Source organism: Laedolimicola intestinihominis (assembly GCF_040096155.1).
In the GTDB taxonomy this organism is placed as follows: Bacteria; Bacillota; Clostridia; order Lachnospirales; family Lachnospiraceae; genus Laedolimicola; species Laedolimicola intestinihominis.
The window spans coordinates 137,991-159,452 of the sequence record NZ_JBBMFE010000007.1 but is presented as its reverse complement, the minus strand read 5'-3'; the positions used below and the strand labels follow the sequence as shown (position 1 = coordinate 159,452).

Annotated in this window: 21 protein-coding genes and 1 tRNA gene; 1 reads left to right on the top strand and 21 read right to left on the bottom strand. The window is 50.8% G+C overall.

Features of this window, described 5'->3' with window-relative positions; genetic code table 11:
* Positions 1 to 27: 27 nt before the first annotated feature.
* The gene (locus tag WMO29_RS09540; RefSeq protein ID WP_349164593.1) at positions 28 to 699 is read right to left on the bottom strand and encodes a YkgJ family cysteine cluster protein; all 672 of its coding nucleotides are present in this window, start codon (positions 697 to 699) and stop codon (positions 28 to 30) included.
* 219 nt (positions 700 to 918) lie between these two features.
* On the opposite strand from WMO29_RS09540, the gene WMO29_RS09535 reads away from it, so the two are divergent.
* Positions 919 to 995 (top strand) — tRNA-Arg (locus tag WMO29_RS09535).
* Positions 996 to 1,343: 348 nt separating this feature from the next.
* Here the strand turns inward: WMO29_RS09535 and WMO29_RS09530 are convergent.
* The 20 genes from WMO29_RS09530 to WMO29_RS09435 all read right to left on the bottom strand — a co-directional run bounded on the left by WMO29_RS09530 (position 1,344) and on the right by WMO29_RS09435 (position 21,459).
* Positions 1,344 to 2,735, bottom strand: a complete 1,392-nt coding sequence (locus tag WMO29_RS09530; protein WP_141267641.1) for a tyrosine-type recombinase/integrase — start codon at positions 2,733 to 2,735, stop codon at positions 1,344 to 1,346.
* Positions 2,713 to 3,150 (bottom strand): helix-turn-helix domain-containing protein, encoded by a 438-nt coding sequence (locus WMO29_RS09525; RefSeq protein WP_002569113.1) that lies wholly within the window; start codon positions 3,148 to 3,150, stop codon positions 2,713 to 2,715. The genes WMO29_RS09530 and WMO29_RS09525 overlap by 23 nt, the downstream gene beginning before the upstream one ends.
* 104 nt (positions 3,151 to 3,254) lie before the next feature.
* On the bottom strand, positions 3,255 to 3,482 hold the full coding sequence (locus WMO29_RS09520) for a helix-turn-helix domain-containing protein (RefSeq protein WP_002589006.1): 228 nt from the start codon (positions 3,480 to 3,482) through the stop codon (positions 3,255 to 3,257).
* Between the two features lie 30 nt (positions 3,483 to 3,512).
* Positions 3,513 to 3,893: a type II toxin-antitoxin system PemK/MazF family toxin gene (locus WMO29_RS09515; protein ID WP_002569115.1), complete on the bottom strand. Its 381-nt coding sequence runs from the start codon at positions 3,891 to 3,893 to the stop codon at positions 3,513 to 3,515.
* A 487-nt stretch (positions 3,894 to 4,380) separates the two neighbouring features.
* On the bottom strand, positions 4,381 to 4,929 hold the full coding sequence (locus WMO29_RS09510; protein WP_024739394.1) for a sigma-70 family RNA polymerase sigma factor: 549 nt from the start codon (positions 4,927 to 4,929) through the stop codon (positions 4,381 to 4,383).
* A gap of 300 nt (positions 4,930 to 5,229) precedes the next feature.
* Positions 5,230 to 5,766: a hypothetical protein gene (locus WMO29_RS09505; protein ID WP_002569117.1), complete on the bottom strand. Its 537-nt coding sequence runs from the start codon at positions 5,764 to 5,766 to the stop codon at positions 5,230 to 5,232.
* A 104-nt stretch (positions 5,767 to 5,870) separates the two neighbouring features.
* Positions 5,871 to 6,485 (bottom strand): ImmA/IrrE family metallo-endopeptidase, encoded by a 615-nt coding sequence (locus WMO29_RS09500; protein ID WP_141267637.1) that lies wholly within the window; start codon positions 6,483 to 6,485, stop codon positions 5,871 to 5,873.
* 11 nt (positions 6,486 to 6,496) lie between these two features.
* The gene (locus WMO29_RS09495; RefSeq protein WP_002569119.1) at positions 6,497 to 6,865 is read right to left on the bottom strand and encodes a helix-turn-helix domain-containing protein; all 369 of its coding nucleotides are present in this window, start codon (positions 6,863 to 6,865) and stop codon (positions 6,497 to 6,499) included.
* A 131-nt stretch (positions 6,866 to 6,996) separates the two neighbouring features.
* Positions 6,997 to 7,959: a helix-turn-helix transcriptional regulator gene (locus WMO29_RS09490; protein ID WP_006773000.1), complete on the bottom strand. Its 963-nt coding sequence runs from the start codon at positions 7,957 to 7,959 to the stop codon at positions 6,997 to 6,999.
* A 28-nt stretch (positions 7,960 to 7,987) separates the two neighbouring features.
* Positions 7,988 to 8,128, bottom strand: coding sequence for a hypothetical protein (locus WMO29_RS09485; protein ID WP_006059618.1), 141 nt, complete (start codon positions 8,126 to 8,128; stop codon positions 7,988 to 7,990).
* Positions 8,129 to 9,007, bottom strand: coding sequence for a DUF4261 domain-containing protein (locus WMO29_RS09480; protein ID WP_008723407.1), 879 nt, complete (start codon positions 9,005 to 9,007; stop codon positions 8,129 to 8,131). It abuts the gene before it with no gap.
* Positions 9,004 to 9,879 carry a spondin gene (locus WMO29_RS09475; protein ID WP_349164592.1) on the bottom strand — a complete coding sequence of 292 codons (876 nt, stop codon included), beginning with the start codon at positions 9,877 to 9,879 and terminating at the stop codon, positions 9,004 to 9,006. The genes WMO29_RS09480 and WMO29_RS09475 overlap by 4 nt, the downstream gene beginning before the upstream one ends.
* A gap of 26 nt (positions 9,880 to 9,905) precedes the next feature.
* Complete coding sequence (locus tag WMO29_RS09470) at positions 9,906 to 10,685, bottom strand: hypothetical protein (protein WP_141267633.1); 780 nt, start codon at positions 10,683 to 10,685, stop codon at positions 9,906 to 9,908.
* Positions 10,686 to 10,712: 27 nt separating this feature from the next.
* Positions 10,713 to 11,357 carry a DUF3885 domain-containing protein gene (locus WMO29_RS09465; protein ID WP_349164591.1) on the bottom strand — a complete coding sequence of 215 codons (645 nt, stop codon included), beginning with the start codon at positions 11,355 to 11,357 and terminating at the stop codon, positions 10,713 to 10,715.
* Positions 11,358 to 11,372: 15 nt separating this feature from the next.
* A complete protein-coding gene (locus WMO29_RS09460) occupies positions 11,373 to 11,732 on the bottom strand; it encodes a hypothetical protein (protein WP_006059613.1) in 360 nt (119 codons plus the stop codon).
* Positions 11,733 to 11,743: 11 nt separating this feature from the next.
* Positions 11,744 to 12,280: an SF0329 family protein gene (locus WMO29_RS09455; RefSeq protein ID WP_006059612.1), complete on the bottom strand. Its 537-nt coding sequence runs from the start codon at positions 12,278 to 12,280 to the stop codon at positions 11,744 to 11,746.
* A gap of 26 nt (positions 12,281 to 12,306) precedes the next feature.
* A complete protein-coding gene (locus tag WMO29_RS09450; protein WP_006059611.1) occupies positions 12,307 to 12,858 on the bottom strand; it encodes a DUF4304 domain-containing protein in 552 nt (183 codons plus the stop codon).
* Positions 12,859 to 12,867: 9 nt separating this feature from the next.
* Positions 12,868 to 13,731 (bottom strand): CbrC family protein, encoded by an 864-nt coding sequence (locus WMO29_RS09445; RefSeq protein WP_141267631.1) that lies wholly within the window; start codon positions 13,729 to 13,731, stop codon positions 12,868 to 12,870.
* A 15-nt stretch (positions 13,732 to 13,746) separates the two neighbouring features.
* Positions 13,747 to 20,439, bottom strand: coding sequence for an immunity protein Imm33 domain-containing protein (locus WMO29_RS09440; protein ID WP_349164590.1), 6,693 nt, complete (start codon positions 20,437 to 20,439; stop codon positions 13,747 to 13,749).
* 42 nt (positions 20,440 to 20,481) lie between these two features.
* Complete coding sequence (locus WMO29_RS09435; protein WP_176833165.1) at positions 20,482 to 21,459, bottom strand: hypothetical protein; 978 nt, start codon at positions 21,457 to 21,459, stop codon at positions 20,482 to 20,484.
* Between the last annotated feature and the right edge of the window lie 3 nt (positions 21,460 to 21,462).

Below are 21,462 nucleotides of genomic sequence, written 5' to 3'. Positions count from 1 at the left end.
CGTTGTGAATGCTCGTTTTTTATTACATCACCCGGAAATTTTCAATATCTCCTTCGCCTTCGTCAGTCGCTCGTCAAACTGCTCATAGAAGTCTCTGTCCTTCTCCCATTCCTCCTGATAAAAGCTTTTCAGAATATAGAGGTCTATCATTTTCTGATACTGTTCCCCATTCTGTTCCCCGAGGCGCGCTGTGACGTCTTTCAGGAAATAATGCCAGTCAATGATGAATTTCTCATTGCGCTTCAGATCCGGCGTGTCGATCCATTTCTGCACCTTTACCTTCAGCTTCGGCTCCCTGGGACATTCGTGTACCTGCAGGAAATACTGAAAGCTGTGGTTCTCATAAAACCGGCCCAGCGGAAAGATCCGGCAGAAGCCCGGCCGCAGCGCATGAACGCTGCAGCGCCCTTCCCCATTCAGGAAGCCACAGCGTTCATTTTCCCCGGAGGTCTTCATGTTCGGCAGAATAATCCCCTCCACCAGGTTCAGCTCCAGCTTGTCCTGCAGAAGCGCCTCAAAGCTCACCTGCAGTCCCGCAGTCAGCCGCCATACATCGTAGGGATCCAGAATAATTGTGCTTCCCATGCTTTCGCAACACTGGGAGCAGCCTGCGCAGCCGCCGCAGTCAGCCTTCACCATATCCCGCAGACCATAGAGCCTTCCGTCGGAAACCTCCTTCATATCAATCTCACGTTCCATCATTTTTCTCCTTGTCTGTTTTCTTATTTTATGGTACACTGTTCCAGTGAGGTCAGTCAAGACTGACTCGCAGGTTTCCGATGATAGCCGGAATCAAATCCCGGAAATACGGCATGTGTCCATATAGCTCAGCTGGATAGAGCACACGCCTCCTAAGGTTGTGCTCTACCAGCTGCCTTACGGGGAAAAGTGATCGTTGCCAGTCTCAATTTAATATAAGTCTCTGTAGCTCAGCAGGATAGAGCGTTCGCCTCCTAAGCGAAAGGCCGTGGGTTCGAATCCCGCCAGGGACGCCAGCAAACACGCCGAAAACCTTTGATTTATCAGGGTTTTCGGCTTTTCTTATTTTTGCGGCTTTTGTGGCTTTTTTGCAAAAAACCTTGGTTTGCTAACATTTGCTAACGAGATTTGGCCTTTTGCTAAGAAAGGCGGTAAGTCAGAGGTTCGATTTTTACCAAAGGAACTTGCAAACATTTGTTAGCAGGAATTAGAGGAAGTTGCAAACAAAATCGCGAATTTGCTAACATCGCTCAAAAATGCTTTCAGAACCTTGCTAACAAAAAAAGTGTTTGGTCACTGTGCAAAGTGGTTCAAACGAAGAAAACCTCTCACAAAGTGAGAGGCGTTCTTCTGAGGGAGGGACTTTATAAAGCTTTTGCCAGCTGCTTGAGCAGTGCGGCAGTTTCGGGATTTTTAAGCAGTTCCAGTATCTTCGCTGCATCACTTTCATCACTTTCAGTGACGGCAGTATCCTCAGTTTTAGGCTCTGTATCTTCAACAGGGTCAGGAGTCTTGGATGAGTAAAATGCTTCCTCCAATCGCTGAGCGTTTATGCAGCGATCCTCGTCGATGATGTGAGAGTAGACATCTGCAACCATTTTTACCTGAGCATGACCAGAGTCGCCCTGGACGGATTTCATATCGCCGCCATTGAGTTTCAGCTTGTAGGTGATGCTGGAGTGGCGGAGAGAATGGAACACAACATGAGGCAGTCCGTTTTCTTTGATAAGTTTATTGAAAGCACGGTTAATCACCTGACTTTCCATCGGACGGCCATTGCTGGAGCAAAAGACCAGGTTATTGTCGATGTATTCATCTCCAAACAGATCCATCAGCTCATCAATTTCTTTTTTTCTCTCTACCAGCATATAGGCAACTGTTTTCGGCAGGTACACGCGGCGAATACTGGTTTTGGTTTTAGGCTCTTTCAGGACCAGAGCAGTATGGGTACTGGCTATGCAAGGTGGAAACTTCTTAATAACACCTTTGTCGCTCAAATCGTCCAATGCACCTCGTGTAACCCGTTGCAGCTCTTTGTTGACGAATATATAAGCTGAACCATTTTCTATGCTCTGTGGTGCAATATCAATGCAGTCCCAGGTAAGGCCCAGCATTTCACCAATGCGTAAAGAGCAGGAGAACGCCAGATTTAAGGCAAGGGAGAGGATAGGATCATCACAGACTTCCATAGCCTTGCTCAGCGTTTCGGCAGTCCATATATCCCGTTCTTTATGTTCTTCTTTGGGAAGTGTCGCATTCAGAACAGGGTTACGGCTGATTAGTTCCCAACGCACCGCCTGATTAAAGGCACTGCGAAGTAGCTTGTGAATTTCTCTTACTGTATGCGGGGTCAGATATTCGCTTGTGGGTTTGCGGTTGTTGACGCTTACCGTTTTCACAGAGAGCAGATCGCGGTAATACTTATCCATCATCCTTGGAGTGATGTCGGATAGTAACATATCTCCGATAATAGGAGTTATGTAGTTTCTCGCCAGACCACGGCGGCTTTCATATGTTGACATTGCCCAGGTATTTACACCATAGATGGACATATATTCATCGAGCAGATCGTTCAGGGTCTTTGCCGTAGGAATAAAGAAGGTTCCAGAGTCCTGCTCATACTCAATTTGCTTTTTTCGTTTTTTTGCTTCTGCATTTGTGCTGAAGGTTTCCCAACGCTGTCTGCGTTTTCCGTTTTCATCTGTGTAATCATACACCACAGAATATTTGCTTTTACGCTTCACGATAGATGCCATTTTCATTGCTCCTTTCTGAGATTTTCACATAATGAGTTTGCTTTTGATACCAGGCTTCAAAACTGCTGGTAATGATACGAATTCTTCGATCAATCAAGGTCGTCTCAAAATAGCCCCTTTTAACAAGGTCATAAGCTGTGCCAGATTTCAGCCCCAAAAGATCCGCCATTTCCGGAACTGACATCGTAGTATGCCGCCATTTCTCTCCGGGCGGTGTACCATCCACTTTTTTATAGTGGAACTGGCCGGCATACCAATCTTCAAAGCTATCCAGCATAACTCTCATTCGTCCGGCCACTTGAATTGTTTTGAAATAGTTCTTTTTAACCAACCAGTAGGATTCTACTTTACCAAGCCCAAGCATTTTGCCCATCTCTGGTACAGACATACTGGTCTTTACTCTTTGTTTCTGCATGGCTTTTGCCTCCTCTATAAAGTTTTTCTTGCTATGGCCTCATTGTAAGAGAAAGCAGAAAAAAAGTTAAGGATGTCGATTTGGAGATCGGCATCCTTGACAAATCATTCATCTGTGTGATCCAGCCAGTCATCAAAGCTCTTTTTGGAAATGCGGATATGACCGCCGACTCTGACGCTGTGGAATACACCCTGTTTTACCAGATTATATGCTGTGGGACGACTGATACCCAGAATGTCCTGAATCTCATCGACCGTATAGGTTCTTTTGTCATAGCTGACAGGATTTTGTTCATTAAAGCGGTTCAATTCCGCAATTCTTGCTTCAAACATAAAAACGCCTCCTTTATCCGGTAAGTGGCCTTACGGAGCCTCCATTTCCTCCGGAATATGAATATCTAAACTAACTTGCAGAGCATCATCAATCGCTCTCATTTCTTCGCGAGATACGCGCCCAATGTACGATAAAACACGCCTTTTATCAATCGTTTTAATTTGCTCCAGCAGAACAACAGATTTCAGTCCAAGCTCTGGAACGCTCTCCAGTGCATAGTGTGTGGGCAGCTCCTTTTTCTTAATCCATTTACTGGTGAGCGGAGCTACGATCAAAGTGGGGCAGAAAAAATTCCCCACATTGTTTTGAAGAACCAGGACAGGACGGGTGCCGCCTTGCTCTGATCCAAAATAAGGATTCAAATTGGCATAATATAAATCCCCACGCTTATAAATCCAATCTTCTTTCATGTTCATCCTCCTATGTTTTGAGATTTGATTATGTAAGAAGGAGGCTCTGCAAATTACAGAGTCTCCTTCAATTTAGCGCCTGTTTTATCCCTTACTTGTCCACGACACCCCAGGGACTTGGGTAATCATTAAGCCGCAGATGGCTGGCCTGCTTCTCAGGAATTTCACCTCCACTTCGTTTGGTCTTACCCATGGCCTGCGACGGTTGTTATCACGCTCGGACTATGGCTGTAAGAGAGCTTTCCTCCTTGTTATGCCATGACCGGATGCCATCCGATGTATTCCAGCCTGATATATTTCTGATAAAACGCAAACTCATCTATACAGCAAAAATGGGTTGGCCTGTTATGTGAGTGGCAGCTCTCAGAAAATATACCGCTGGTGTAGCGGCTATTACGCCCAAAGAGGATCAAACTTAATGATTCGTATATGAGGTTGTCAAGGTGCAAGTGAAAGGATTTCCCTCTCACTTGCTACTGCCACTTTTTTAGAAAATCGCAACCAACTTTTTTATTTTTTCTTCGATTTTTTTCAATCGCTTATCTGCGGCTTGCCGAGTAATACCATATCGTTGGGCTAAACAAGTTGCATTTGGTATCTTCATTTCATAATAGGACAATATAAAATCTCGTTCTGCCGGACTCAGTTTCAATAGAGCTTGGTGTAAATCCTCAAGGAGTAAATTCTGAATAGCTTGTTCCGCAGTATCAACAGATTCATCCACAAACAAATCTGTATCCTGATAACCTTCCTCTGTGCCGTCACGATCTCCCACATGAGAAGCCGGGAATATAGAGCAACTTTTCTCATGTTCCTGGAGATAGCGGCTGTGGCGGTCCTCCTGCTGGTATTTTTCAAAATCTTTGCGAGAACATTCCATGATAATGCGGTCATCTTCATCACGGAACATTTTGACTGTTTCAACAAAAAAGCGCCCAGTAAAGCAACCATTGCGGCGTGCCTTACTGAACGCTGAAAAACTGATTTCCTCCCATTCCTGTGGGCTGTTATTTTTCCAAATGAATACTCTCGTCATATCCTTTCCTCCGTTCAAATTCTTGGTAGACAGCGAATTTGAACGGTGTCATGGATATTTTGCTATGTACGCCTCCCAGCGCATACCGGCCTCCTAATACCGGGCAAAGAAAAAGGCCGGAAGTGTTTTCACCTCCAGCCATGTTCCTGCCGCCATATTGCAGCAGGAATGAAAAAAGCCCGGTTAATGCCGGGCCTTATGTAGAAAAGTATTCAATTTAGCGCATTCCTGCCACTATACCAAGTATAGCAGGTCGGAAGTCGGAAGGGAGTAGGGATTAGGTCGGGGATTTGTCGGGATTTAGTCGGAATTTAGTCGGGGCAGCTCCTCCAGGACTTCTGGAATAGAATATCCAAACAAGCAAACAGAAAATAAATAGATGGCTTCTCGTTTTCGGTCATAAAAGACACTGCGTTCTATATTTAGTTCTTCCAGCAATTCTTTCTCTGTACTGTTAAACCGATAGATGAATTGCTTAGTCAAAATTTCATAGTAAAGTTCTCCTCGATCCGGATACCGTTTCAGACGAAGGAGTGCACGGTCAATAATATTGACCAGCATTTGATTTTGAACAAGGCAGCAAACTTTTTCTTCAAAGGCTTGCAGTTCAATATCTGGTGCAAAATTTTCAAGATAGCAGAGGCCAGACTCTATATCTTGTTCTCCCATAATCCAAGCGGTTTCTTGTAATTCTTCTGCCCGTTCACTCAGAACCCAGACTACATCACGGTAAATCTTTAGAATCAGCTTACTTCTATGAAACGCAGCGTCGCTGTTAAGCCCCAAAGCTGTTAGCCTGCTGTTACATTTTTGGATTGTTGTGCTTTCTTTTCTCATAGAACATCCCTCCTTGTTCGCAATATTGCGAACATATTAGGTACAAAATAGCATAGCAGAGGAGAGTGAGAGAGGGCAGTGCCTCTCTCTATTCTCCCATTTGGTTATATCAGGTTTCTGGATTTTAGACGAATCTGCATTGCTTGCTTGGAAACCTCAAAAATATTTGCCATTTCAGCAATGAGCTGTTCATCTGTCCGGCCTATTCTAAGCTGGTAAAAACATTTTTTGATCTGCGGTAAAGGCATCAGCAGAGCAGAGGCCAGGGTATCCGCCTGACGCTCAATTATGCCATGACTTTCGTCGGAAGAAACATTTCCGTTATAAGCAGCAACATCTCCAGTACCGGAGTATAACTTCTTATGTAGTACCCAATGAGCCAGCTCATGGGCACAGGTAAACCGGAGCCGCCCTAATTTTGATGGATCACAAAGCCGTTCATCAATTAAGATTGTACCGGCTCTTACTGCAATCATTCGATACTGTCTCTGTATCTGGTCATATAAAACAACGGCACCGTCATCGAAAATTGTTTCCCCTAATATCTTGGGGTTTTTTCTTAGTGTATGAAACTCCAGGATTAGATCAAACTTTGTCTCGATAATGGTTTCGATTGGCACAGAACATGGTTGTCCGGATAGCAGAGAGGGATCATATTCCATCAGGATTTTTCGCCCTACCGCCTCGATTGCTTCTGTACGGATTTGTGGAATTGACAAAGCTATCCCCCCTATCGTTTACGCTCCTTTAGCATTTTCATAAATGTCTGCCATTCTTCATCGGTAGCGTCTACTTCTTTTGCCACACGCAAGGCTGCCCGAACAATATCTTTTTCCATGATATAGTCTGGCAAATCAGCAGATACTGTATTGCGTGATTTTGCAGCCAGATCCAAAAGCAACTCATGTTCTGATTTATCCAAATTCAGAAAGGCGGAGATGCGTTCCACAAAATCTCCATTGGGTGCAGGACGGCGGCTTTGTTCAATATCACACAGATAGCCGTAAGCAATATTCAAATGCTTGGCTGTATCGCGTAAATTGAATTTGTGCGCCTTGCGTTTCTCGGCTATAAATGATCCAAAAGTTATATTGCCCACAGCATTCACCTCTCATTTGTTCGACGAACTGCGAACATCTTGCTTATATTGTATATCGAACATCTGTTCACTTCAAGGATAAAAATTTCATTTGAAAAGAGGTGTTAAAAATCAATAACACCTCTTTTGCGCTATATAAATTCCTGAGCGATTTGCTGCATTTCCGTAATGCACTCTTTGGGAGAGAGAATTTTTATTTTCCCTTTGAATTTGAATATCCAGCCATAAAAAGTTCCACTGGGGTTCACTTCAATTTTGGCTGTGAAGTGTGTATCATCATACCTATCAACAGCAGCATCTTCTCCATAATGATCTATGATTACTCTCATCAATTCGTTTTCACATAGAAGGGTTACTTCCTTCGATGACTCCGATGTAAACATATCAACCATTTTATTTGTATAGGAGGCTACATCAAATCCCTCTATCGGCATAAAGTAAGTTTCCAGATTTTCTACACTTGTTAGCCGATCTACACGGAAGTGAGCAATTTTCTGATGCTTCAGAGAAAATCCAATCAAATAGTAATGGTCATTTTTCCATTCAAGCGCATAAGGATTTACGACATAATAATATCCATCATGCTTTAAGATTTTCTTTTTTTCTTGAGTATATTCATAGTATTGGAACCGAATTTGCTGATGGTTTCCAATCGCTGTTTGGATATTGTCAATGATGTAGTAAACCTTTTCATTATGCGGTTTGACACGGCTGGATAAAGCAGCAAATTTTTGAAGCTGCTTTGCCTGATGTAGACTGGTCAGACGGCATAATTTCTGCACCAGCTCCTCAGACTTCTTGGCAGAAATGATCTTCGAGGATGCTACTGCGTCTGTCAGCATTTTCAGTTCTGGATACTCAAACAGGCGGTTTCCCATAAAATATTGGTTTTGGGTACTCTTAACCACCACAATATCAATCCCCGCATCGATCAGCGCATTGGTATCTGCGTAAACAGTCTGCCGCACTGCCTGAATTCCTTTTCCATTCAGATGGGCAATGATGTCAGATACTGTGGCGGGATGGTTTTCATCGGTCCGCTCATAGAGAAACCGGAGTAATTCCAGTATCCGCATATTTGTTGAATTCTGCATACTTCACCTCCTCGATTCTTAAAATGGCCTATTTTGTATGGTGTCCAGCCCCAAAGACCAGAAGCAGGGCGACAGCACAGAGAAGCAGGCCGATCCAATTTCGATCTATAATCAGCTTGATCACCGCCACAAGCAGAAGTCCGCCTACCAGGAGCACAACGCCATTCATTCAGCGTCCTCCCGAAGCATAGTTTCCCATGTTGATGTCCAGCACCCCTCTGGGCGGCTGGATCAAGGCATCTTCATATTGGCACTTCCACTGGATCTCCCGGCACATCTGGCCATCCGCCACGCCGTCTATGGTTTCCCCATCCTCAATGGGGTTATCATGCTCCAGAATATAGGACGCTGCATTATAGGCGTGGTTTACCACCCAGTTGGGGTCCATGCCGTGGAAGTGGTACTGGAGATCCGGCAAAAACAGGGTGCTCATGCCCACCGTGTCGATGAGCATATCCTCCGTGCCCTCGATGTTGAAGAAACGGACATTGACGCCAAAGCGGATGAACCGATCCGGCCCCTCAATCTGATGTGAGCGCACATCCTCTGCCAGAAACAGCTTGCCGCAGTTCTGGAAATAGAACGCCTCACAGGTGGGGTACAGCTCTGCCAGAGCCTCCAGAAAGTCGGCATCCAGGTTGGCACGCTCCAGCGCTGGAAGCGCCGCAGTCAGCATATCGGTGGCCACCACCTGATATTTGCACTCCCGGAAGATCCGGTCACGGTCCTCCTGGCAGTCCCACATCTGGCTCATCAGAAAGGCATCAAAGCCTTTGCCCTTGAACTTGTCGCATTTCATCACCATCAGCTGTACCGGGCACTTGCCGTCCTGAAATTCCGCGACATGATCCAGGGCGGCAAAGCCGGCCATTTTCTTATCATAACAGAAGCACTCTGTTGATCCGATGTGCTTCTCCATTATGGCAGTCATTTTTTCTTTATCCGGCATTTCTACCGGCTCTTTGAACAGCATCTGAATGAGATAGGGACCTCCGGGCTGGGGGCCTTTTTTGTCGTCCAGATTTTGCTGGAAAGCTTTATTGCTCATTTGGGTTCCTCCTTCTTTTCTGGGAACAGTTTCCACCGAAACTCCAGCTCTTTCTGGACAAACTCTTTCGGCAGGCCGCGGGGGTTGGCGATGAGATACCATACCCGAAAGGTGCGCTTCTTCGGATCTGTTTCCTGCCGGTAGAGCTGATAGCCCGCCTCATCCTCCTGTGTCCACTGTCCTGTCTGCCGCTTGGCCTGCACAAAGGGTTCCACCACCTGGTCCAGTTCCTCTCTGGTGCGGCTTGAGGCCCAGGCTTGATCCACATCATTGGCGTGGGAGAGGTGGAACAACATCGAACCCATCCAATTCTTTGCCTTGTGTTCAGGCGTTCCGCGCAATTCCGCCTGATGGCGGTACTCCGCCAGCTGCTCTGGTGTTCCGTACCGTTCCACCATCTGCTCATCCACATGGATGCACCAGCTGTAATCCTCCGGCTGGATAAAGGGAGCGCAGACCAGATGTAATGCCTCTGCTGGGTCCGCCTCAAAGCGGTCGATAAAGTCAAGGTAGTGGGCTTTGATCAGGGGCAGAAAGGTGTCCAGCAGCCCGGTGTTCAGCCGCAGGTCCTCTGTCAGCATCCGAAAGAATGAACCGCCTGTTGTCGGTTCTATTTTGAAAGAGTAGAGCCGGTCATCTCCCTGCTTTATGATACAGGTGAAGCCCACCTCTACATTTCCATGGCCGATTTCGTAGTCTATGTAGTTGTAGCGCCTCCGGTCAAACCATATCTGATAGGTCAGCCCGTTTTTCATTTTCTTTTTGAAGTCGCCTTTTTTCAGCCGCTTCCAGCCCTTTTCCTCCAGGCCCAAGCCTTTCCACAGGTAGTCCAGAAGCTCCTGAAATATATCTGCCGGGCGTTTTTGCTCCACGGTCTCCACCTCCTGACGAATCTTCTTTAATAATCCAGCAGAATGGGCACCTGCTGCTCCTCCGCAAACCGCATGGCCCGCCAGAACATGGAGAAGACAAACTTGGCCAGGGATTGAGTGTCATACTGGGTGTGTTCTGGGATGTCTGCCTTGCTGTACTGTCCATCTGAGTCTATGGTTCCGTCTACCGGGTATCCCTCCGTGTCTGCCCAGCCAAGGATGGTGTCCTCATCGGCCTGCCATGCCAGCTGGTTCAGCTTTTCCAGCTCCTTCCGCAGTCCGCCCAAGGTGGCGATCATCGTCTGATCATCGGTGGGCAGAGGGCCTTGGAATAGAAAGCTGTCGGTGAGGGGAAGCCACCAAGTCGCGCCCCGAAGCAGGGACCACACCCGCTCCTCGTCCGATGCAAGGCGGGCAATCAGGGGATGCTCCCCGAAGTCCCAGTCCTTCTCCACGGTGGGAGGCACCGGTTCCTCGTATGTATGACAGGCGGCTACCAGCAGCATAGCGCCGAAGGCATCCCAATCCGGCTTATCGGTGTAATAGGGCCGCTCGTTGTCCTCCGGCCATGGAGTGTAGGGCGGTTGGTTCGGCTGGGAAATGGCGGCTAAGATCTGATCCCGCCAGTCCTCCACTGCCGCCTGGATCTCAGCCGGGGACAGCTCCTCCTCGTTGTCGGCGGGTTCTCCATCCGGGGTGATCCGGTTAAAGGTGTATCCGTTTTCCTCCGCCCACTGCTGAACAACAGTTTTCCAGTTGTGAGAATAGTACCGGGTCAGCGTCCCGGCGTAGATGTCAAGTCCCATAGCAATGTCTCCTTTTCTGTTATGCAGTCATTCTTTTGCTGGAGCGAACATCTGGTCAATCTTCTCCAGATCGTATTCCAAAATCCAGTCATGAAATTGATGATAGAGAGGCAATAGCAGCTTCTGTGAGCCGCCCAGCACATCCAGCCCACGGTCATCGTACAAATGGTAGAGGAACGGCCCCGGCCCAGCCAGATAGACGCTGGACACAAAGCCGTTCCAGCCGCCGATGTCCCCCAGAATGATTTCCCGAAGAAGCAGCTCTGGTTGAAAGCTGATCTTGCTGAGATCCCAGTAAAACTGCACTTGTGCATGGGTATCCCCATCTTCATCCTGCTCTGTGGCCGAAAGTTGTTCATCGGGAACTGGGAGGCCCACTCGCTGCCGGATAACGGTCAGCAGGGACTCGGCGGGTTCTTCATCGGGATACCCGTCGATCCGCAGAAGGTCCGACACCGCCGGAAGTGCCCGATAGATCGCGGCGGCTCGGTCCAGCGCCCCCTGAACATAAGCGGGGTTGGTTTTCAGCTTCGCCGCACGCCTATCCAGATAGATTGGTTCCTCCCCGCCGATCTTAAAACGAATGCCCACCGGTGCATGGTAGAACAGAGGGTGTTCCAGCCCAGCCATGCCCAGATCATGTAAAATGTGTTCAAACCGCTTTGCCAGCATGGTATCCCTCCGTTCTCATGTCATTTCATACAGCAGAGCAGCATCGCCCTGCACCAGTTCCAGATGGGAGCGCAGCGTATTAAGCCCGCTTTGCACCGCCTCGGTGGGCAGATCCCAGTCCGGGGCAATTTCAGCGGCCAGCTCCGGGAGATCCTGCTCCCGCAGAGCTGCCAGCAGTTGAGACGCCAGCTCTCCCTCCAGCAGAGCGCAGTCCAGGGTGTCTTCCGTCTGGGGAGCAGGAAAACGGACATCCAGATCCAGTTCGCTCTCACACCAGTCCCAGATGGCCATATAGACCGCGCCGGAGCAGTCACCGTCGGACAACTCCTGCCGCTGGTTATTTTTTATCAGATAAAAGGACGCGATCTGTGACATGGTGGTTCCTCCTAAATGTTATTCGCTTCCATCAGCCCTTCGGCCTGCAACCGGATCACATAGAAAGCCCGCACCCAGTCCAGTTCCTGCTCCATGGAGTCCTCCAAAGCCAGCAGGCGGCGCTTGCCAAGCCTGCGATCCAGAAGGGCAAAGATACGGACAAGGGGATTCTCGCTGACAAGGCTTTTCTCGATGCTCTGGTTGTCAAAGATCCCAAACGCCTCATAGAACACCTTTTGGTCAAAGGTGCCCTGCTCCAGCGCATAGGCATGAGCCTGATTGATGGCCTCTTTTGCGGAGTCGTGATCTTTCAGCGTGGTGGAGCGCAAGTGATGAAATTTCGTCCACACATTTTCAAAATAGGTGTAGTAGTTGCTCCGCAGCACTTCCACGCCGTCCACACGAATGGCGGCCCGGCCCTCATGGTCGGCGCTTTTGCTGTAACTGGTGGCAAAATACTGGATGTGGCCCCGGAGTGCCGGGCACAGGTAGTCATTCTCCAATTTGTTCCGGATTCCACTCCAAGTGGATACTCTACTGTTTGACATAGGTGTTGTTTCCTTTCTGCTGATTCCTACTGCTTTTGGAGATACTCCCGGAAGCATTCGATGAACTCCCGATTCCGCTTAGGGACATCGAACCCCTTCCGATGGGGGAAGAACCCCTCCTGTTCCACATCGTCCAGCAGCTTGGGCAGATTGGAAAACCGGGCAAAGAATGGTAGTGCATAGTCCTGGATCTGCCCGGAAATTTCCTGGATAGAGCGTTCCCGCTCCAGCAGAGTAGATACCTCATAGCGGGGGAAGTCATCATACCGGTGGGTCAGCCGGGCGATGGAGGTACCCACGATACCATCATAGGTTTCCTCCGTCCCTTCCTGCTCACTGCGCCACTGGGCAATCACCGGGGAACTCACATCGAAGAAGGCAGTAAAAGTGGTGGAGCCAAAGCGGATGGAGGGGGAAAAGTAAAAGGAGAACACAAAGATGCCGTCTTTTTTGTAGATGTCATTTTTGCTCTTGCGGTATTTGTAGCCCAGCGGGTTCAAAGGCTCCGCGATCCGCTCACAGGTATAGACGAAGATCTCACGGGGCTTGGTTCCCTTGGGAAAATCCTTCTTCTCCATGTTGCCACCTCAATCAAAATCCATCCAGACCAGGTGTTTTCCGCAGTGGAGGCACTGGAACAGATAGCATTGCAGATGCCCGCCATTGACGGATTCCTGAATCATTTTCTTCTGTTCGTCATCCCACATGGGATCGTCCAACACTTCCTCGAGCACACCCAGCGCCCGCAGTTCTCTGGCACCCACATGGCCCAGGTAGGCGCAGTAGTCGCCACAGTGGGCGCGCCAGTATTCCTGCTGCCAACCGGAGTAGCCGGGAGTTCGGTGGATGAGCTCGTCCAGCTTCTCTGGATCGTCTACACCATTATCCAGAGAGCAATCGTCCTGGAAGCAGCCGTCATATTTCCGGGCTGCTTCGCCACTGGAGATACACTCCGGGCACAGATACTCAATATCCTCCACAGCGTAAAAGGGGCCTGTATAGAAAATATGGGTCGTCTTGCCGCAGCAGTCGCAGACAACGCCGTCTGCGGATTCCTCAAAAGCCCCAGTTTCCAGAGGGTTTGGGTGATACCGGAAGGCGGGCAGGCCCAGCTGGGCCTGCCGTTCCTTTTCTTTCTGCTTTTCCTCCGGCGTTTTGGGCTTGGGGAGAGCATAATGATTGCCCCAGTTTTCCGCATAGTCCTTCAGCGTGCCCAGCCGCTTGAGGGTCTTTTTATCGGAACGATTTCCGATTTGGCAGAGCAGTTCATAGGCATCCTTTTTGAAGTCCAGTAGATCATACACATCCACCAGCACTTCTTTGGCCTGCTGATCCTCACTCTGCTCAAGTTCTTCCTTGAAGGTATATAGAGCGCGGACATTGTCTGGACCTTCATTGGTCGCAACAAACTGTTTTTTTAGTTCGATATAGGTTTTCTGATATTCTGTCATTGGTCGCACCTCCCATCAATCCCACCAGAAGTACCAGACGGTGGACTGCCACAGGACATCTGCCAAGGAGCCAATGCTTCCATCCTCATTCTGATCCAGATCTGGGCAGAAACCATATTGCTCCACAGCCACCTCCATAGCTCTTTCCTTGGAGATCGGAGTTGGAAGTTCAAACTCCAATTCATCGTGGCTCATGGCGGCAGGGATGGCACCATGTTGCTCGAACCAGTATTTCGCCACTGCCATCAGGTCCGGTGTATCGGGACACTCATTCCAATTTCCAAAGGGCAGGTAGGCGAAGATCTCCCAGGGGTTCTTTACCGGAATTTTAGCCAGAATGAGCGGATATGTCATTCCGGTATCATCGTTCCAATAGTTTGCGAAGCGGTCGTTGGGTTCTCCGCCCTCCATCTCGCCCAGGACTTCCTCCTCCCAGTCCAGATCATCGTCCTCGGCTTCTTCCTTGCGCTGGCCGGTCAATTCCTCCAAAATCGCCTTTCCGTCCTTAACAGGAGCGGAGAGCATCTTCTTCCGGTACTCCTCTACCGTTTTGAGGTCAAATTCATAGCAGTCCGCATCATGCTCCGGGTCGGCGTTCATCACCAGACACTCCAACAGCGTTTCATCATCCGCCTTGATGAGCACGGGAACAAAGCCCTCCCGTACCCCCAGCCGCTGGGCGTAGCTGTATGCCGACATGATGGGGTCATCATCTGCCATGGATGGGAAATAGGTACACTCGCAGTCCAGATACTCCATGATGGCCTGAGCAACCTCGGAAGGCTCCAGCGTATCCTCGTCGAAGTCCTGTCCCTGCCAGTTTTCAAAGCGTTCCTCAATCACTTGAGCCATGGTCTGATAGTATTTCTCATCAAATGGGATGAATAAGTATGCCTCCTGTTGAAATTCATTGGAGTGGTATCGGGACGGACCAAAATATTTCAGGGCATAGTCATCAATGTCGGCAGGATAGTAGGGGCTGTCGCCCTCTCCGTAGTAATAGCCTGCAAAGGCACGGCCTTGCTGATTGAACAGCACAGAGAACAGACAGCCGTCCAGCTCATCCCGGATAAACTCCCTCAGATCCACATTGGCAGGATCAGCTTTGACCTGTTTGGTCACTTCGCTGTATTCTTTCAAGAAGTCCTCGCCCATCAGGTCGTGCTCCATACACCAGCGCAGGTAGATGGCCATGTGGTTATAAGCATTGATGGGGTCAATAGGCAGTTCCTTCTCCTCAATGCTCTCGATATGATAGGAAGCATCGTCCATCTCACCGTCAAAATCATCATTGGAAAGGGTGCCACGGGTGATAGCATCCTGACGATCAGGCTCCACCACAAAGCTGATGCCGTTCATTTTGCCCAGCAGGGCGTCCGCGTCATGGGCCAGCTTATATTCCAATTCATCCCGGTAGAGAGGAATCACCTGATAGAAGTTGACCTCCTCGCCGCCCGGCAGAGTGCAGACCTCGCTGCCATCTTCGGTATCCTGGGGACCAGTCAGAATGGCGGCGCACAGCTTTGTGTCCTTTGCAAAATCCTCCTCATTGTCCATGGTATGGCCGAAGCCCAGCCAGGTATCGCTGGCAATGGGAAGGCGGGCCAAGGATTTCAGCAGGCGGATGGGCCAGTACCACTTTTCGTCTTTCATGGACTCCTGATCCAGCTTCCAGTCCGCAGGCAGGGCAATGGCCAGCTCCGCCCGCTCCAGCTTATATTCCGCCAGTTCCTCCGGCACATTCATCCGGTGAGCGCCCATGCCCATGGTGACCAGGGTGCAGTAGTCCCGCTCCTCAGAGGGCGGCACCACGCAGATGTCCACATGGATGTCGGGAGAAACCAGCTCATGGAACACATTCTCGAACTTGCCGAAATACTGCTCAATGTGCCCCTCGACGGCTTCCATCTCCTCCTCGGTGTAGACTTCGGGATTACTGAATTCTTCCTCATCCTGCGTGTCATCATTGTCTGAGTGGTCGCAGCTGTCATACTCCGGATCTCCCTTTATAGGCTCGTAACCGATCTTCAGGGTCATCTGTTCCTCCGGCAGGGAGACGCCGGGGCTGCGGGTGATGGTGTGCTTATCGTCCGCAGAAAAACCGATGGTCTCGCCGTCTTGCAGTGTCACATCACACGCCAGCACATAGGAGGCAAGGCTGGCCAAAAAGTCCCGCAGTTCCTCCGGCTCAGCGTCGGTGTTCAACACCTCCATTTCCTCCTTGCCAAACACATCCATGCCGTAGGTGTAGCCGTTTAGGCCCCCCTCGCTCCGGTACAGGCCGAACCAAACCCAGTTGAAGATGGGCAGTTCGTCCTCTTTGAGCATATCGGCAAGGCCCTCATAGAAACGAGGCTCAAATACCACGCCGCTGGTGTAGACACCGGTGGCATATTTCTGCTTGCAGCACACTGCCATCGCCTTAGTGAACAGCTTACCCCGTTCCAGCAGTTTTTCCTCCTCGCCCAATACAGCCACCACGATATGGGCCTTGTGCGCTTTGGCCACCTCTACGGCCTCTGGCCACATATAGTTGTTTTCGGCGTTGATCTCCGCTTCATTGTCCGGGATGTGACCGTGGAAGAGTGTCACGATCAGCATCATGCCGCCGACCCGCATTACCACAGCGTCATCGCTGTTCTCATCATCTTCGTCGCCCTCATCCGGCTCCTCATCTACGATGCCCCATTCTTCCCGCAGATTCCGGATCAACTGCTCCTTGTCCCATTCCGCTTTGGAGAGGAGCACAGATCCGGCAAAGGAACCCTTATGGTCGGTTTCCTCCTCGTCGGCGTCATCCTCAAGACCCTCTGCATCTTCATCCGGATCATAGAGGGATTCATGCTCCAGTCCGCGGACAAATTCCTCAAAGCTGTCTGCCAGATGGGTAATCTTGTAGTCGTTTTCCTGATCCACATGGACTACCGCAGGCTCTCCCTGGGGGCCGCAAGCTCGGTAGTCCAGGAAAATCATATCGTGTCCGGCGCTTGGACAGTCACAGATGGCCACACCGATGGCAGGATACTCCCACTCATCGATCATAAACTGGCTGCCCAGCTCTCCGCAGAGGGAGCAGCTCTTTTCTCGTCCGATGCCGAAAATGCCGGTGATGGCCACATGGTCATCTGCCCAGCAGGTAGGTTCATCGCAGGGATAGCAGGTGTTCACCGGAATGCCGCCGTTGTGCTGCTTCATCAGCCAGATGTAGGCGGCGGGCAGCTTGTAGCCCAGTTCCTCCTCCACGCTGGCGATCAGCTCATCGGAAGGCGGATCACTGACATATTCTTTCAGTGCATACCAATTATCATCCCAGAAGTTGGTGAGGTCGAAGCCCTCAAATGGAGTATCACCGGGCACGAATTTGGCCTTCTTCTTCCGGCTGCGCTGGCGTTTCCGGATCTCCGCCTTACACTCCCGAATTACTGCCGGGGCATTTTCGTCCTCGGGGTCCAGCTCCGCCCACCGCTCGGCGTAGGGGATGGCCTTTTCCTCCTGACCATAGAGATACTGATAGCCATAGGCCATCCGCATATTCCACTCCGCCTTGTCCTGGCCTTCCTCCCGGACGGACTCCAGCACCTCAATGGCCCTCAGAAGGGCTTTGTCTCCCTTGGATTTCAAAGTACCTTCGTCATGGTCCCCGATGATGGCGTAGTTCTCCAGTGCACGGGCCAGGGCGTAGGCGGTGCGGTAGTTCCTCCAGTTCTCCGGGATGGCATTCAGTGCCTGGATACAGCGGGTGTACTCATCCTCGTCGTTCCACTGCTCCAGCTGCTGGAAGAAGGATTCGGCGTTCTGTTGGGTGTAAGGAATATAGTCCATGCCCGTCAGCGTTTCGTCCAACTCGTCATCCTGATTCTCAGTTTCTGTCCCATCATCTTGTTGCTTTAGGGGTACAGAACCGGCTTCACGGCGGAAGGTGTGGAAGATGGCCCATGGGATGTCCGTGCCTTCAAAGAACTCTTTCGCCATGTTCAGCGCCTCTTGGATGTCCCAGGCGATGAAGTCCACATAGCCACAGTAGAGGCCGGTAGCCCCGCCGGTGAGAGTGAGCACTTCCGAACCATCCCCGCCGGTGAGCACTTCCTCCAGTTTGTCCCGGAAGTCGAAAATTTTCTGACTGCCTTCCTCCTCCCGCAGGGTATCCAGGGGATAGCAGAAGAAGCCCGCCACCGCGCCGTCGGCATGGAGATCGTCCATAAAATCATTGTCGGCATTCAGATAGCCGTTGATGAGCGGCACACAGCAGGTGGAACCGGCCATTACATCCAGCCGCCAATCGGCGTCCGGGTCCTGTTTGGGTTCCATTTTGTAACCAAGGTAGCTCTCCAGATAGGCTTCCGGGTCGGTGGAGAGCTCCAGGCCCTGCTCCCGCAGTTTGTCGGGCAGCTGGGACAGGAGGAAGGACGGCTCTGCCTTGGGTTCCTCCAGCACATCAAAGCTGTCTATGTATCTCATGTGGGAGATCTCGCCCAGCACTTGGTCGGTGAGGGTAGTGAGCATCCACCAGGCCCGGCCTTCTTCCTCCCGGAGCATAGGCAGCAGCTTTTCGCAGTAGGTGGAGATGGCGAAGCTGTTTTCACCCTGCTCCTCCAGCCAGATCTGCACATCCTCCCCGGAGATGTCCCAGCCATCCTCAGTACGCAGGCCGATGTTCTGGAGAGGCTGACGGCCCACAAGGATATTCCAGTGCTCCAGCACCTCCTTGGGGGCGTGCTTCTGGAAGTAGACCAGCTCAAACAGTTTGACCTTATCCCCCTCCGGGGTGAGGATCAGCTCATGCTTTTCGCCGTTGAAGCCCATCTCGAAGGAAATCTCGTCAAAAACCAAATTCAGGGTTTCCTCCATTTGGGCCACGATCTCCGCACCGCGGGTGTGATCTTTGTCCTCGTCCATCATCTGGCGCAGCTCTGCTTCCATCTCGGCAAAGGTTTCCCACCAGTTCTCTGTCCGTTCCCGGAAGCACTCCCAGAACTGCGGCAGAGAAATACCCTTTTTGCACGAGTCAATTAGTTCCTCCATGTCCTGTCGGGTGTTGAGCTTAGGATCATCACCGGGATGCAGTTCCAGAGCTTTTTCAAAATGCCGCAGAGCGCGGCCCTCCTGATCCAGATAATAATAGGCATACCCCATACGGAAATTCCAGGAATAAGTATCTCCCAGTTCCTCCTCATGGGACTGCATCAGTTCCAGTGCCTGGTGAAGCAGCTTCCTTCCCTCCGGCTCGCTGGAGTCCGCCAGATTGTTGTAGGCGCGGGCCAGTTCCATATCCATTTCCGGGGTACGCTCCTCGGCAGAGATTGCCTCCAGTGCGTCAACGATTTTCTGGTGTTTGTCCTCCTCATGCCACTTCTGGCACTGCTTCAAAATATCCATATCAGGGTCCTCCTCGTCCTCATCTGGTTTCCAGTCTTTGATCTGCTGGAACACGCCATTTTCATCCCGCTCAAAGGCGCAGGGAGCGGGGGTGTTCAGCAAAGGGATGATGTCGGGATCGTCATTGCAGATCGTGTTCAGCTTGTAGATCCCGGCATTGTTGGGATCGTCCATGTACGCCTCGCTCTCGTCACCGGCGGTGAAGCGCCAGCCGCTGTCCCAGCCGCCGTCCGGCTCCTCCCGGTAGCAGTAGCCAACCTTGTAGCCCTCCACCGTGATGCGGTTGGTGGCGATACAGCCATCGGCACCCTTCCAGTCGGGAAGCAGATGTTTCACATCTTCCGCCTTTACATGGTAGTCCCGGTTGCGGCCGGAGGCTTCGTACAGCTCTTTCCGCAGCATCTCCACCTGATAAGCCATATCTGTGATCTCATCCTCGCCCATCATCTCGCTGATGTCATAGGACAGGGGATCTTGGACAAAGTCCGCCAGGGACTTGTTCATTGCGTCATGCTCCTCTGGCGTAGCAGTGATGCGGATACGGCAGACGGGGGTGTTGTACTCGTCCAGATCCTGAAGGTTTACACTGCCGCTGACGCTGCACTCCAGCAGGATAGCGGCCAGATCGGTGACCACATCAATGGCGAAGTGGAAGTCCATCTCCACGCCATCGGAGTGTGTAAACTCCAGATACTCCACGGTTTGGCGGAAGTCCCAGCTCTGCTTGTCCAGACCGATCTTGGCGAAAATCTCGCTGAGGGGGATTTCCTCCTTTTTCTGATCCTCTAAAAATGCCACAAGGTTCAGACTGTCATCGGAACCGCCAATAAAGTTGCCCCAGTATTTTTTGATATACATTTGTCGTGCCTCCTGTTCTGAATCCAGTCGATCAATGAGCTGATTCAAGTGTTCCAACCACGCAGGAGCGATCTCACCGCTGTCCTCGTTCTTCCAAAGATCCACAATCTCACGGATGCCGTCCTCGTCCGGCACCTCGTTTTTGATGTCGGTGAGCTGCCGCAGCAGGAAAGCAAGGGCTTCTTTGGATGCTGTGAAACCGGTGACTTTATCCCATATAGCTTCTTCATGATCGTAGTCCAGTTTGCTGTTATCCTTCCATTGGAAATACAGCTCCGCCAGAGCCATCGCAGTATTGTCAAAGAGGAAGTCGATTTGTGAGAAGTCAGATCCCAGCATGACTTCCTCTTTCATCAGTTCGATCATCTCGCCCAGATCCATTACCGGATGCTCCGGTACATATTCATTTTTGAGGATGTCCAGTACATCCAACCCTTCGTCACGCTCTAATGCTTTTATGCCCCATGCTCCCATGTCGGCACCTCTCTTTCTTTATTTCGTATCAAGCTTCTATTGTCAATCATAGTTCTCCAACCGAATGATAGGCCGATAAAAGTCATAATCTCCGTTTAGTTCATTGTCCTCCTGCACTTCTGGCTTACAGTGGGGCGAACAGGGTAGGAAACCGAGAAATGGGCCCAGCCCACCGCAGATATTGCATCCGCCGTCACCGCCGCAGGTGGTAAGCCTATCAGCCTGCACCACTTCCCGCATATAGGGATCGTAGGCGATGGACAGGCCGAAGAAGTTGGGCTCCTCCATGTCATAGGGCCGGTTCTCATCCTCATCCATGTTCTCAAACCAGTGCAGACGCATGGAGTAGTCTAACCCATCTCCCCAGGGGAACAAGGTTTGGCAACCACCGCCGCACAGGTAGGCCCACTCATCTGCTGTGGGCAGCGAAAGCCCCTGCTTTTCCAGCCCGGTAAGAAGTTCATCGTAGTCTGTGCGGTTATAGATCCAGGTCTGAAATCCATCTTCCGTCCGTTCTATGCGGGCCGACTGGTGCAAGGTAAGACTGCTGCTGTCACTCCAGGCAAAGTCACGGAACTCCTTCAGCCAGTCAGGGTGGGCGGTCAGCCTGGGATCGTCCATCTTGACTGACTCCCAGCAGAGTTCCTCCAGCTCCCGGCCCACCAGCATGGGGCCAATGGCCGCTTGCCGGACGGGAGCCATGCTTTCCCGGATCATCTCCTCCGGGTTCTGCGGTTCCATTTCCCATTCCCGGAACAGATACTCCAATTCCTCCCGGCTCTCCTGATTCAGTCCCACGGCAAACTGCTCCCAGCCCAGGGTGACGGTATCGCCGGGAACAAAGACAAACTTCCGGCCATCTTTTTCGAATATGCCGGTGGTGCTGCTCTGGCCCCAGCGGTCAAAAGTATGTAGATCAAGAAAGGTCATATTATAACGAGCAGCCAGGCTTTCCATCAGTGTCTGCTTCTCGGTGGTGTCCATTTGATTGAATTGGGGACGGGACAGTTTTTCGTTCATAGC